Origin of the sequence: Hymenobacter fastidiosus, assembly GCF_039539565.1 — a bacterium.
GTDB lineage: Bacteria > Bacteroidota > Bacteroidia > Cytophagales > Hymenobacteraceae > Hymenobacter > Hymenobacter fastidiosus.
In genome coordinates, this window is record NZ_BAABDJ010000034.1 from 102,579 (window position 1) to 116,538 (window position 13,960).

The window sequence follows — 13,960 nt, forward strand, 5'->3', positions numbered from 1 at the left end:
ATTCGGGAGATATTGGTTAGAGTAGCCGCCCTGGGAGGGCCGCCGGCGGGAAGGTTACGCTAGCGCAGCGTCAGCGAGTAGGCAGCTACCTGCTCAATCTCCGCCGCCGTGAGCTGAGATGTGAAGGAGGGCATCTTGCCTAGTCCGTTGGTTACGATGTACACGCGGCCGGTGATGTTCAGGTTGCTCTTGGTCAGATCATGGGCCCCGTTGAGACCTTTCCGGCCATCCGGACCATGGCAAACAACACAGCGCTGCGTGAAAATAGTTTTACCGCCGGCCAGGCCCGCGTCCACCACCGGCGGTGCCGCCGCAGGTGGGCTGGATGAATCAGGGGCGGCTGAATCGCAGGCCCCGGCTAACAACAGGGGCAGCAAAATCAATCCGGCCCCCAGGAATCTGGCGGAGGCGCGCAGGGAAAAAACACGACGTATCATACCACGAAGATACGCAGGGTAACGGGCCGGTCTGTGGGTGCGGGCAACGAAACCATTCTGTCTGAGCGGTACCGAAAACAAGGCGAACCTGAAAAGCGCCGGCGTAAGTTAGCGGGGGCGCTTTTCGGGTTTTGGCAGGCCCGACCCCCGTCCGCGGCAGAATTGCGCTGCGCCGCCGCCTCGCCCCGACGAATGCACCATCGCCCTGCCTACCTTTGCGGGCCCTAGCCCCCGTTTGCCCTATGCGCGTAGCCATCGTCATCAATACCTCCTGGAACATCTGGAATTTTCGCGGCAGTCTGATCCGGGCGCTGCAGGCGGCCGGGCACGAAGTGCTGGCTATTGCTCCGCCCGACGATTATTCGGCCCGCCTCGAAACCGAGCTGGGCTGCCGTTTCGTCCCGATTCTGATGGAAAATAAGGGCACTAATCCTATAAAGGACGCCCTGCTGACGCGCCGCTTCTACGACATCTACCGCCGCGAAAAGCCCGACGTGGTGCTACAGTATACCATTAAGCCCAACATCTACGGTACCCTGGCGGCCCGGCTGGCCGGGATTCCCAGCGTCAACAACGTGTCGGGGCTGGGCACGGTGTTTATCGTTAAAAACCTGGTGAGCAAGGTCGCGCTGGGGTTGTACCGCTTCGCCTTTCGTTTCCCCAGGCGGGTGTTTTTTCAGAATGGCGACGACCGCCAGCTCTTCCTCGACCACAACCTGGTGCGCCCCGAAATCACCGATTTACTACCGGGTTCGGGCATTGATACGAATAAATTCCAGCCCGCTGCCACCTTCTTTCGGCACCAGCCTTTTACTTTCCTGATGATTGCGCGGGTGCTCTACGAAAAGGGGGTGGAAGAATACTTCGAAGCGGCCCGCCTCGTGCGCGAGGCCGTGCCGGGCACCCGGGTGCAGCTGCTGGGCGGCCTCGATGAATCGGGCAACATCGGGGTGAAGCGGGTGGTGTTCGACGAGTGGCTGCGGGCCGGCCACGTGGAATACCTGGGCACCTCCGACAACGTAGCCGGGCACATCCGGCCGGCCGACTGCGTGGTGCTGCCCTCCTACCGGGAAGGGACTCCCAAAACCCTGCTCGAAGCCGCTGCTATGGGGAAGCCCATTGTAACCACCGACGTGCCGGGCTGCCGCGAAACGGTGGTGGATGGCCGGAATGGGCTGCTCTGCCGGGTGCGCGACGGTGCCGATCTGGCCGCGAAGATGCTCCAGGTGCTACAGCTGGATGAGGCCGCCCTACAGGCCATGGGCCGGGCCGGCCGGCAGCTGGCGGAGCAGAAGTTCGACGAAAAAATAGTGCTCGACAAATACCTGCAAATAGTGGAGGACGTGGGCGTCAGCTAATCACCACGTTTTAAAACCCGCTACCTTGCGGCCACGCCGGCCTTTTCCGTGCAATATTATACTTTCCTGGTCAATGGAAATCAAGCATCATGCCCTGGCGGGCGTTGTGGAGTTTACCCCGCGTATTTTCGAGGATTCACGCGGAATATTTTTCGAGTCGTTCAGTGCCCGGATTATGGCTGAGGCCGGTGCCGGCGGTGAATGGGTGCAGGACAATCAGTCCAGTTCGATATCAGGAGTATTGCGGGGGCTGCACTTCCAGGCTCCCCCCTACGCGCAGGCTAAGCTGGTGCGGGTAGCCACCGGCCGGGTACGGGATGTGATAGTGGACATCCGTCGTTCCTCCTCCACTTACGGTCAGCATATAAGTGTGGAGCTGGACTCCCGGCGGGGCAACATTCTCTACATTCCCACGGGTTTTGCCCACGGCTTCCTGGCTCTGGAAGAAAACACCCTGTTCCTCTACCGCTGCTCCGACTATTACCAGCCCAGCGCCGAGGGTGGGTTATGCTGGAACGACTCCACGCTCAACATTGACTGGGGAATTGATGCGCCCGTCGTCTCCGATAAAGACCAGGTTCTGCCGGACTTCAAGTCCTTTGAAACCCCGTTTGAGTGAGGGGCAAGAGAAATCCTGCCAGTTAAGGCCATCAACTGTGCGCCACCGCCCATGGAATTGACCGGGGAAAAGTTGCGGTTATCCGCCTTCAGACCAGGCTGACCAGGGTTTCCAGGCCCATACCCCGCGAGCCTTTAATCAGGATCTGCCGGTGGCTGAAAGCCTGGGTTTGCAGCCACCCGGTGAGGGCCGCCTTGGTCGGAAAGTACCGGGCCGTCGGGCAGGCTTCCGCCGCGTAGCGCATATCGGAGCCACAGAGCAATATGGTGCCGAAGCCCTGGCTGGTCAGCAGCTCGCCCAGAATGCGGTGCTCAGCGGCGCTTTCCGTGCCCAACTCGAACATGTCGCCGAGGACGACTACCTGGTCAGCGGCCGAAACCGGGCGGGCGGCAAAGCTGGTCAGGGCGGCGGCCATCGACGAGGGGTTGGCGTTGTAAGCGTCCAGCACGACTTCGTTGCGAGCAGTGCGCACCAGCTGGGAACGGTTGTTGGTGGGGGCGTAGCCGGCCAGGGCCGCGGCAATGTCGGCGGCGGGCACCGCGAAATAGGCCCCTACGGCCGCCGCCGCCGCCAGATTCGGAAAGTTATACCCCCCCGTAATCTGAGCCGTAACTACGGTGCCCTCGAAAAGCCGCAGGACCACCTGGGGGGTGGCACTTTGCAGCTGCGCCGGGTAAGTGTCGGCGGCGTTGGGGTAGCTGACGCGCTGCCCGACCGGAGCCGCCAGCGCCGGCAGGAGCGGGTCGGCGGTGTTGACGAAGACCGTCCCACCCGTCCGGGCCAGAAACCGGAACAGCTCACTTTTTCCCCGGGCAATTCCCTCAACCCCACCAAACCCTTCCAGATGGGCTTTCCCGATGTTGGTAATCAGCCCATGCGTGGGCTCGGCCAGCTGGCTAAGCAGCTCAATCTCCCCCTCGTGGTTAGCGCCCATCTCGATGATAGCCAGCTCATGCTCGCCGGGCCGGATGCTGAGGAGCGTAAGCGGAACGCCGATGTGGTTGTTCAGGTTGCCTGTGGTGTACTGCACCCGGTAGCGCCGGCTTAGCACCGCGTGCATCAGCTCCTTGGTAGTCGTCTTGCCGTTGGAGCCCGTTATGCCAATAACGGGGATGATCAGCTGGCGGCGGTGGTGCCGGGCCAGCTGCTGCAGGGCTACCAGCGGGTCCGGCGCGTAGGTGTAGCGCGCGGCATCGGTGGCCGCCAGGGCAGCATCGTCGACTACGGCGTGCCGGGCCCCCTGGGCCAACGCCTGCGGGGCAAAGTCGCGACCCCGGAAATGGGGGCCGTTCAGGGCGAAAAACAGGGTGTTGTCCTGCGGTTGCCGCGAATCGGTGCTGACGGCCGCGCATTGCTGAAATCTCTCGTAAAGGGCCGCGACTACTTCCATGCGAATCTGCGTAACTTGGTGCCTGACTACTGAACTATGAAAAAGCGCGTTTCACCGCTGTTATACGGTGCTCTGCTGGGGCTAAGCCTGCTGCTGGTGAAGCCCACTACGGGGCAGGCCCAGTCCGGGCCCCTGTTCGGCCTGGAGTACCGCGACGTGGCAAAAGTAGTGCACGGCACCGACACGCTCCGCAATGCCTGGACGGGCGGCCTGAATTCGCCCCAGTTCTCCGGCCTCGACCTGAACGGCGACAGCCAGCCCGACCTCTACATTTTTGACCGCATCACCCGCCGTTCCCTGACCTATTTGAACGTGGCCGCGCCAGCCGGCGGCCGGCGGTGGCAGCATGCCCCCGAGTATGAAGCGCTGTTTCCGGACGACCTGCAGAACTGGGTGCTGCTGCGCGACTTCGACTGCGACAACCGCCCCGATCTGTTCACGGCCAGCCTCGTGCCCGGCAACATTCGCGTATTTCGCAATGTGGCGGATGCCCACGGCCGGCCTTCATTTCAGCTGGCGGCGGCCAACCTGTTCTTTTTCGAGCCTAATCCGCCGGTGGGCGACGTCAACATCACCACCGGCGGCATTCACCTGCCCGATATCCGGGACGTAAACGGCGACGGCAAGCTGGATATCCTCTGCCACGACTTCACCGAGCCGTTTGACATCCGCCTGTTTCAGAATACGAGCAGTACGTGCGGGGGCCTCACGTTCCGGCAGACCGACAGTCGCTGGGGGGGGACGCGCCTGTGTGAATCGTCGTGCACTGCCTTCGTGTTTGACCCGGCGCAGTGCCGCTCCCCGCAGGCTGTTGCCCATACTACAGGCAGCAGCCTGCTCACCCTGGACCTCGACGGTGACGGCGACCTGGACATGCTCACGGGGCGCGACTATTGCCCCGAGCTGACAAAGCTCGTCAATCAGGGCTCCAACACGGCCCCCCGGATGACCAGTACCGGCCTCGACGCCAACTTTCCGTCGAATACCACGCCGGCCCACGTCGCTAATTTTCCCGGTCCCTACTCCCTCGATCTGACTTTTGACGGCCGGCCGGACCTGGTGGTAGCCCCGAGCGTATTCGACAACCTCGACACGATTGACACCCGTCAGACGGTGCTGCTGTACGAGAATGTGAGCGGCAGCGGTGCGCCGGTTTTCGAGTACCGGGGAAAAGACTTTCTGCAGCGCGACATGATTGAGGTGAGCGACAAAGCCGCGCCGGCCTTCGGGGATCTGGACGGCGACGGGCGGCCCGACATGCTGATTGGCGGCGTGAGCCGCAATACTCCCCGGGGATTCTACCGGGCTACCCTGTCGTTTTACCGCAACACCGGTACGGCTACCCGGCCCGTTTTCCAGCTCACCGACAGCAACTACCTGAACCTGGCGGGGCCCGGCCGCAGCTACGCGTCGCTCCGGCCCACGCTGGTCGACCTGAACCGGGATGGGGCCCTGGACCTGGCCTTCTCCGCTTACGCCGTGGGCAGCTCCTATAACTTTGTGGCCTACGTGCTGAATACGGCTCCCGCTAACCGGCCGGCCGTATTCAATCTGGCTGCGCTGGCCTATATCGACGGGATTCCCAGCCGGCCCCTCGACGCGGCAGCCTTTGCTGATATTGACGGCGACGGCAACGTGGATCTGCTGATCGGAACCGATACCAATGCCTGCCCCGGCGGCTCGCTACGCTATTACCGCAACACCGGGACGCTGCCGTTGCGCTCCGCCTTCGTGCTGGCCGACAACGATTTCGGGCAGCTTCGCAATGCGGCTAACCAGCGGCCCTCATCCCTTTCGCCCACGGTAGCCGATGTCGACGGAGACGGGACCCCGGACCTGCTGACGGTCGACGTGACGGGGGAGCTGCGGCTGTTTCTGAGTCTGCGCACCCAGAGCAGTATCTTCCTGGACCGCAGCGACGTGCTGTATAACGCCCTGCTGAACGAGTATCAGCCCACGAGGCTGGGCAGTCGGCTCACCAACCATTTCACGCTGGCCACTGCCGACCTCAACGCGGACGGCGCCCCGGAGGTGTTCGTCGGCACGGAAACCGGCGGGGTGGTCGCGTTTGGCAGCCGTAACAATCTGTTGCTGAGTACGCGCAGATCGGCGGCGGCGGCGCTGACCCTGAGCGTGTACCCCAACCCGGCGGCTACCAGGGCTACCGTCGAAACGGCCCAGCCAGTACGGCTCACTTTGCTGGACCTCACGGGGCGCCTGGTGCACTCGGCCCCGGGGCTGGCCCGTACGCACGCGCTGGATCTGCGGGGGCTGGCGGCCGGCGTATACGTGGTGCGGGCCGAAACGGCGGCCGGCCAGTCGGGCGTGCAGCGCCTGATCGTCCGCTAGCCCCCGCCGTGCTTGCTGCAAATAAAAAGCCTCCGACCTTTCAGCGGAGGCTTTTGGGGGCAATACCCGGTTCAGGTATCAGTTCGGATGGGTGGAGTAGACCGGTTCCCGCAGGTCGAAAGGGTCGGCATCGTGCAGGGCGGGAAACCGTTCCCGAAACGCCTCCAGCTCGGCCCGGCGCAGCGTGCGGGTGATGCTGGTTTCCTGGTTGCCGACTTCAACCAGATACTCCCCACGCATATCCAGCAGGGCCGAGTCGCCGGCGTAGGCCAGGCTGTTGCCGTCGATGCCCACGCAGTTGACGCCCATGGTATACGCCAGGTTTTCTATGGCCCGGGCCCGCAGCAGCGTTATCCAGGCCGTGCGGCGGGAGGCCGGCCAGTTGGCTACGTACAGCAGCAGGTCGTAGGGCTCCTGCACCGTATTGCGGCTCCAGACCGGGAAGCGCAGGTCGTAGCATACCAGGGGACAGATGCGCCAGCCCCGCCACTCCTCCAGCAGCCGTTCCGTGCCGGGCGTGTACACGTCCGCTTCCCCGGCTACGCCAAACAGGTGGCGCTTGTCGTAGTAGCTTAGCGAGCCATCGGGGCGTACCCACAGCAGCCGGTTATGGTAGCGGCCCTGTTCCTGGATGATAATGCTGCCGGTTACCACGGCCTGCCGGGTCACGGCTATCTGCCGTAGCCAGGCCACGGTGGCGCCATCCATCGACTCAGCCAGAGCTGGCGCATCCATACTGAAGCCGGTGGTGAACATTTCCGGCAGCACAATCAGATCAGTAGCAATGGAGATATCATCAATGTGCCGGCTAAGTTCCAGCCGGTTGGCTGCCGGATCATGCCATTGCAGCGAAGCCTGTACGAAGGAAACGGTTAAGTCAGACACGAGCAGTAGAAATTGATGAGGAAGAGGAAATTTCTGAATGTTAAGGAAAAAGGTTGATAAACAAAAACTGAATAATGCTATTGACGGTATTGTGGCTCCTTACTCACTGCGCGGCTCACCAGAACGGGGGTAGCGTGCCGCCGCCCTCAGCGCGGGCTACGTAGGCGGGTGGCGGCCGCGACCAGCGTTTCGTCCCGCTTGGCAAAGCAGAACCGGATCAGCCCATGGTCGCGGCCATCGTGGTAGAAGGCCGAAACCGGCACCACGGCCACCCCTGCTTCCCGCGTCAGGTACCGGGCGAACGTGACGTCATCGGTGGTGGAAAGCTGCTGGTAGCGGGCCAGCTGAAAATACGCGCCCTGGGTGGGCAGCAGCTCAAAACCGGTAGCGTGGAGCAGGGCCGCAAACTGGTCGCGCTTGCGCTGGTAGAACCCGGGCAAGGTGGTATACAGGCTGGTGTCGGCCAGGATATCGGCCAGCGCGTGCTGGGTAGGGGTGCTCACAGCGAAGGTGATGAACTGGTGTACGCGGCGCACTTCGGCCGTCAGCTGGGGCGGGGCAACACAGTAGCCTACTTTCCAGCCCGTGGCGTGGTAGGTTTTGCCGAATGAGGACAGCACGAAGCTGCGCTCGGCCAGGGTGGGTTCCTGCCGGGCGCTGCGGTGCTGCCGGCCATCGAACACCATGTGCTCGTACACTTCGTCGCTGAGTACCAGCGTGGCCGTATTCTCCAGCAGCCGGCCTAATGTGCGCAGGTCGTCGGCCGTCAGCACCGCGCCGCTGGGATTGTGGGGCGTATTGAGCAGGACCAGCCGGGTGCGCGGGGTGAGGGCGGCGGCCACCAGGTCCCAGTCGGGGCGGAAGTCGGGCAGGCGCAGCGGGACGTAGACCGGCACCCCGCCCTGCAGCCGGATGGCCGGGCCATATAAATCATAGGCCGGCTCAAAAACCAGTACTTCGTCGCCGGGGCGCACCACGGCGGCCAGCACGGCGTAGAGCGCTTCGGTAGCGCCGCTGGTTACGGTGATTTCGGTATCCGGATCGGGGGGCGTAACGCCGTACAGCAACGCGGTTTTCCGGCTGATCTGTTCCCGCAGCCGCAGCAGCCCCGGCATGGGCGCATACTGCTGGTGCCCGGGCGTGGTGGCGTGGCGGGCCAGCGCTTCGGTGAGCACCTGCGGCGGGTCGTAATCGGGAAAGCCCTGCGCCAGGTTGATGGCCCCGCACTCCGCCGCCAGCTGCGACATGACGGCGAAAATACTGGTGCCCACGTCAGGCAGCTTGGAAACGAGGGGAGGAAGCGGCATATAAACCAGAGGAAAAACCGAAGCAGACAATATAGGGCGGCATCAACCCAAAAATACCTCCTGGCCAGCTGGCCCCGCCGAAGAGGGGCCCTGGCGCGGAATGTATACCCGGAATGTGGTGCCCTGGCCCACTACGCTTTCCACGTCTACCCGGCCGCCGTAGCTCTGCACCACGCGGTTGACGAGGTAGAGCCCCATGCCGGAGCCCGGCACATGGTCGTGGAAGCGGCGGAACATCTGAAAGAGCTGGCTGCCGTAGCGTTCCAGATCAATACCGACCCCATTGTCCTGCACGGCCACCACCACAAACTCGTCCTCCCGGTAGCTCCGGACGTGAATGGCCGGGGGGCGGGTTGGAGCCGCGTACTTCAGGGCATTGCTGATCAGGTTATACAGTACGCTTTGCAGGTTGGGCCGCACAAACGCCACGCTGGGGGCCGCCGTGAAATCGGTGGTGACAACGGCCCGCATAGCACTCAGCTGCTCACCGATGCTGGCCACTACCTCTTGGGTCAGCAGCTCGAGCGTGAGTACTTCGGTAGGCAGCTCATGCCGCAGCTTCTGCACCTGCACCAGCTCCGAAAGATTGTAGATGGTACTATAGATTTGCTGGAGCGCCCGCTCAAACATAGCGGTGAGCTTGATGGCGTCGGGGTCGCGGAAGAAAGCCGTGCGGGTCAGCTCCTCAAAGATGCCGGCCATGTTGTTGATGGGCTGCTTCAGGTCGTGGGAAGCGGTATACACGAAGTTGTCCAGGTCCTCGTTGATGCGCAAAAGCTCCGCGTTCTGCTGCTTGAGCTGCTGCTCTACCCGTTGGGCTTCCGTCACGTCGGTGTTGGTGCCAAACCACCGCACCACCTGCCCCTGCTCGTCGCGGACGGGCTGGGCCCGCGACAGAAACCAGCGGTATTCGCCCTGCCGGCTCCGCAAGGGGAAGGTGTCGTTCCACCGCTCGCCACTGGCCAGCGCGGCGGTCCAGCCTTCAACAATGCCGGGCAGGTGGTCAGGATGATAAAGCTGGTGCCAGCCCCCGCCCTGCATCGTTTCCAGGGTGGTACCCGTGTAGTCGTACCACTGCTGGTTGTACCAGAAGATATGGCCGTCGGGGCCGGCCATCCAGGCCAGCTGGGGCATCATATTGGCCAGGGTGGTGAATTCTGCTTCCCGCTCGCGGAGGGCATTTTCGGCGGTGCGCTGCTGGGTTACGTCCTGCATGGCCCCGATCATGCGCGTGGGCTGCTGCTGGTCGTTGTAGGCTATGTGGCCGCGGTCGAGCACCTGGGCGTAGGAGCCATCGGCCCGCTGGAACCGGTACTCCGCCTGCCAGTCGGTAAGCCTGCCGGCGAGCACCTGCTGAATACCGGCCAACACCCGCTGCACGTCCGCGGGGTGGATGTGGTTCTCCCACCAGGCAAGGGGAACTTCCATGACCGAGGCCGGATAGCCGAATACCCGCTCGATGGCCGCATTCCAGGTGAGCTGACCAGTAGCCAGGGTCCAGTCCCAGATAGCATCGTTGGTAGCCAGGGCCGCCAGCTCGTAACGTTCCTGGCTCCAGCGCAGGGTTTCCTGAATTTCCCACTGCTCGTGGATATCGGTAGTTGAGCCATACCAGTGCGTGATGACGCCCTGCTCGTTCGGCATGGGTACGGCCTGACTCAGGTGCCAGCGGTATTGCCCGTCGTGTCGCCGCAGCCGCAGCTGGCCGCTCCAGGTGCGCCGGGCCTGCCGGGCCTCCTGAAACGACGCCCAACAGGTGGCTCCGTCCGTCGGGTGGCAGACTTCCCGCCAGAGGCTGGCTTCACTGCCATCGGGATTCTGGCCGGTGTAGGCATACCACTGCGGACTCAGATAATGCGGCTCGCCAAGGGCATTGCTGATGCAAGTAATCTGCGGTAGCGACTCACTCATGATGCGCATCTGCTCATCGCGCTGGCGTACGGTGGCGTCCAGCTCCTGGGCCCGGCGGCGGGCCAGCACCCGCTCGGTAGCATCGACGGCAAAGACGAGCAGGCCCTGCACGGCATCCGCTTCATCGCGCAGGGGCTGGTAAGAAAAATCGAGGTAGTGGGTTTCCGGTACGCCAGTCTGCGCGTTCGGAATAAGCGTGAGCTGCTCGACGCCGTAGTAGGGCTGTCCGGTGGAATAGACCTGATCCATCAGCGCCACGAAGCCCTGCTCCGCCACTTCCGGAAACGCCTCCGCGGCACTTAAGCCCGGCACGGCGCGGCGCCCGTAGAGCCGGTTCATGCCGTGGTTTATAAAAGTGATGCGATGGTCGGGGCCGGCGAGGGTGGCAATGTCGGCGGGCATCTGACTCAGAATCAGTTGCAGCAGCTGATCTTTCTCCTCAATATGCTGCCGGAGCTGACGGCTGTCGTGGATGTCGGTGTTGGTGCCCACCCACAGGACAATCTGATTCTGCTCGTCGCGAATGGGTTCGGCGCGGCCCAGAAACCAGCGGTACTCGCCCCGCCGGTTGCGCCAGCGGTGTTCGGCTTCAAAGGCCGTGCCCTGCGCCAGACTATGCTTCCAGCGGCGGGAGGTTGCCGCCAGATCGTCGGGGTGAATAAACCGCTCCCAGCCCCAGTCCTGCAGCTCGGCGAAGGTGCCCCCGGTGAAATCGTACCAGCGTTGATTGTAGTACGTAACCCCGCCCGTGGGCTCCGACGTCCAGGCCATCTGAGGCAGGGTTTCCAGCAGCAGGCGAAACTGCTCATTGCTTTGCTGCAGATGCTGCTCCGCGCGCTTATGAGCATCAATATCAGTGGCGGTGCCCACCCATTGCGTAACGGTTCCCGCTTCGTCGTGAATAGGCACCACGCGGCCCAGAAACCAGCGGTAGCGGCCCGTGGCCTGCTCCCGCAGCCGCAGCTCGGTTTCGAAGGGCTGCCCGGTGCGCAGGGTTTCCCGGCGTTGCTCCCGGGCCCGGGGAAAATCGTCGGGGTGCGCCACGGCTTCCCAGCCCCAGTCGCGGACGCCGGCCAGATCAAGGCCCAGGTATTTTTCCAGATAGGGATTCACATACTCCGGGTCGCCATCGGCCCCCGCCGTCCAGACCAGCTGCTGCTGTACCTCGGTAAGGTGCTGAAAGCGGTCGGCGTTCTGCCGGGCCAGTCGTTCGGCGGCGCGCTGCCGGGTTACGTCCTGCATGGCTCCCAGCAGGCGGGTGGCCTGGCCCTGTGCATCACGCACCACGTAGGCGCGGTCAACCACTTCGGCCCATTCTCCGTCGGCGCGCCGAAACCGGTATTCGACGTCAACCACGGTGTCGGGGGCGGCAATGGCCCGGGCCTGCGCGGCTTCTACCCGGGTCCGGTCGTCGGGGTGAACCCGCTCGTGCCAGAACGCCGGCGCCTGGGTATCGGCAGTGGCCGGGTACCCAAACAGGGTGTTGAACATGGCATTGCGCCAGACCGTGCCCGTCCGCAGGTCCGCATCCCAGATGGCGTCGTGGGTGGCCCGGGCCAGTAAGCCGAAGCCTTCCTGGTTGCTCTGGCCCTGCTGCTCGGCCCGGACCTGTTCCGTCACGTCGAGCATGCGGCAGAGCAGGTAGCGCAGCGCGGCCCCCGTATCGGGTACCGGCCGCAGCTGAATCTGCCAGTGGTGATATGCCTCCGGGCCGCCGTCCGGCGCGGCTAAAACCAGGTGCAGCGTTTGAATCTGCTGCTGCTGCACGGCCGCGGCCAACGTGGTCTGCCAGGCTGCCAGGGGCGTGGCCGGCAGCTGATCAAAGATGGCCAGGGCGGGCCGGCCAAGCAGGGCCTCGCGGCTACAGTGCAGGAGCTGGCAGATGCCAACGTTAGCCGCGACAACCGTCAGATCCGGGGCCAGCACCAGATGAGGGGCCAGCAGGGCATCGAATATCAGATCGAAGTCAACGGCTTCAGCAGGCATAAGGCGGGGAAGAAACAACCCGAAGCCGGGTCAGGCAGGCAGTAGCAGGCTGCCCAAATATAGGCGCTGCGCTTCAGCTGCCAGCACTGGCCGGGGGGCGGCCCGAAAAAAAGTCCTGCTCGGCCAGGAGCAGGACCCGGGCAGGCAGTCCGCGGACTTCAGGGCTGCTTGAGCTTGGCGGGGTAGGCCTTGCGGAATTTCGCCACCTTCGGCCGCGACACGGAACGGATGTAGGCGTCGTCGGGGTGCAGGCGGTAATAGCCCTGGTGGTAGTCTTCGGCGGGCCAGAACCGGGTGAAGGCCGTTACCTGCGTCACGATGGGGTCAGCATAGTGCCTGGCGGTGCTCACGCGCTGAATGGTGGCTTCGATCAGCTGCTTTTCCTCCGCGGTGCGGTAGAAGGCCACCGAGCGGTACTGCGGCCCGGCATCCGGTCCCTGGCGGTTGAGGGTCGTCGGGTCGTGGGCGCCCACGAAGAACACGTCCAGCAGGGTCTGGTAGCTGACTTCTTTCGGATCGTAATATACCTGCACCGCTTCGGCGTGGCCCGTAGCGCCGCCGCCGACCTGCTCGTACGTCGGGTTTTGCTCCGGGCCGCCCGCGTACCCCGATACTACCTGCCGAACGCCGCGCAGTTCCTCAAATACTTCTTCCGTACACCAGAAGCACCCGCCCGCGAAAGTAGCCACGGCCAACCCGGTCAGGTCGGTGGGGGCGGCTCCGGTGGTGGGCTCACGGAAGGCGGCCGGCTCGTCCGCGGCCGGCTTGTTCTGGGTGCAGGCGGCTACGCTCAGCAGCAGGCCCAGAAGGTAGAGAGTTGGCTTATGTATCACCCCGAGCTATACGCGGCCGGACCCCCGCCGGATGCCGGGACGCCGACGGGGTGCCCCGTCGTTGGCCAACCGGGGCCGCCGTGCTCCCCTGCCCTGATATCGGGGTGGGGCCCGGGTGTTGCCGGGGGACATGAATTGAGCCACCGGGCCCGGGTTTGCATGCGCGGGAAAACCGCCGGAGATTGGCGCTTTATTCCTCTCTTAAAACCTGTCCGCAGCATGCCTGAGTATTTGCGCCGGCCCGATGGCCATGTGTACCTGATGGTGGAACGCGACCCGATCAACAACTGGGTGTATGCCCGCTGGACCGGCATCCAAACCCTGGCCACGATTCAGGAGGGGGGGCTGTTCTACGTGGACATGCTCCGGCAGCACCCCTGCGCCAGGCTCCTGAACGACCACCGCGAGCTGATCGGGCGCTTCACCGCCGCCAATGAGTGGATTGCCACCGTCTGGACGCCCCTGATTCTGCAGGCCGGCCTGCGCTATTTTGCCCAGGTAGTGTCGCCCGGCATTTTTGGCCAGCTTTCCATCCAAGACCTGCACCAGCGCATTGGCGACCAGTTTCAGATGCAGCTGTTTCCGGATGTCGAAGCCGCCCGGACCTGGCTGCATAGCTGTCCCGATTAATCCGGGGCCCGCTATGGTCCGGTCTGCAACGTGGTTCAGGCTTTGGGGGGGCAGCCAGCCAGCCAGCCAACCAGCCGGTTGCAATAGCAGCGGCTGTTACGCCGGGTGAGGGGTGGGTTGCCGGCGGTTAACAGTCAGGAGCGGGAAGCCACGAGTTTAGGGGTCAGGCGTTAAAAAATTGAGGAACGAAACGGGTGACTAGTGGTTGAAAAACATTAAGTGGTCGTATTCGTTTGGGATTGAAACGCTTTCTCA

10 protein-coding genes are annotated in these 13,960 nt (G+C 63.7%); 4 read left to right on the forward strand and 6 right to left on the reverse strand.

The features are described 5' to 3' along the window. Positions 1-59 precede the first annotated feature (59 nt). The gene (locus ABD833_RS14280) at positions 60-437 is read right to left on the reverse strand and encodes a c-type cytochrome (protein ID WP_345073880.1); all 378 of its coding nucleotides are present in this window, start codon (positions 435-437) and stop codon (positions 60-62) included. 242 nt (positions 438-679) lie between these two features. On the opposite strand from ABD833_RS14280, the gene ABD833_RS14285 reads away from it, so the two are divergent. Beyond that, a complete protein-coding gene (locus tag ABD833_RS14285) occupies positions 680-1,795 on the forward strand; it encodes a glycosyltransferase family 4 protein (RefSeq protein ID WP_345073881.1) in 1,116 nt (371 codons plus the stop codon). Positions 1,796-1,868: 73 nt separating this feature from the next. Further along, on the forward strand, positions 1,869-2,414 hold the full coding sequence (gene rfbC, locus ABD833_RS14290) for a dTDP-4-dehydrorhamnose 3,5-epimerase (protein ID WP_345073883.1): 546 nt from the start codon (positions 1,869-1,871) through the stop codon (positions 2,412-2,414). An 88-nt stretch (positions 2,415-2,502) separates the two neighbouring features. On the opposite strand, the gene ABD833_RS14295 is transcribed toward rfbC, so the two are convergent. After that, positions 2,503-3,804: a UDP-N-acetylmuramoyl-tripeptide--D-alanyl-D-alanine ligase gene (locus ABD833_RS14295; protein ID WP_345073885.1), complete on the reverse strand. Its 1,302-nt coding sequence runs from the start codon at positions 3,802-3,804 to the stop codon at positions 2,503-2,505. Between the two features lie 36 nt (positions 3,805-3,840). Between ABD833_RS14295 and ABD833_RS14300 the strand changes: the two genes are divergently transcribed. Next, complete coding sequence (locus ABD833_RS14300) at positions 3,841-6,153, forward strand: T9SS type A sorting domain-containing protein (protein WP_345073886.1); 2,313 nt, start codon at positions 3,841-3,843, stop codon at positions 6,151-6,153. Positions 6,154-6,231: 78 nt separating this feature from the next. Here the strand turns inward: ABD833_RS14300 and ABD833_RS14305 are convergent, their stop codons facing one another. From ABD833_RS14305 to msrA, 4 genes are all read right to left on the reverse strand, one after another. Beyond that, positions 6,232-7,038, reverse strand: coding sequence for an amidohydrolase (locus ABD833_RS14305; RefSeq protein WP_345073887.1), 807 nt, complete (start codon positions 7,036-7,038; stop codon positions 6,232-6,234). A 146-nt stretch (positions 7,039-7,184) separates the two neighbouring features. Then, positions 7,185-8,345, reverse strand: a complete 1,161-nt coding sequence (locus ABD833_RS14310; RefSeq protein WP_345073888.1) for a methionine aminotransferase — start codon at positions 8,343-8,345, stop codon at positions 7,185-7,187. A 42-nt stretch (positions 8,346-8,387) separates the two neighbouring features. Next, complete coding sequence (locus tag ABD833_RS14315) at positions 8,388-12,242, reverse strand: PAS domain-containing sensor histidine kinase (RefSeq protein WP_345073889.1); 3,855 nt, start codon at positions 12,240-12,242, stop codon at positions 8,388-8,390. A 158-nt stretch (positions 12,243-12,400) separates the two neighbouring features. Then, the gene (gene msrA / locus ABD833_RS14320; protein ID WP_425553668.1) at positions 12,401-13,075 is read right to left on the reverse strand and encodes a peptide-methionine (S)-S-oxide reductase MsrA; all 675 of its coding nucleotides are present in this window, start codon (positions 13,073-13,075) and stop codon (positions 12,401-12,403) included. A 219-nt stretch (positions 13,076-13,294) separates the two neighbouring features. Between msrA and ABD833_RS14325 the strand changes: the two genes are divergently transcribed. Continuing rightward, positions 13,295-13,705, forward strand: a complete 411-nt coding sequence (locus ABD833_RS14325) for a hypothetical protein (protein WP_345073890.1) — start codon at positions 13,295-13,297, stop codon at positions 13,703-13,705. Positions 13,706-13,960: the final 255 nt, after the last annotated feature.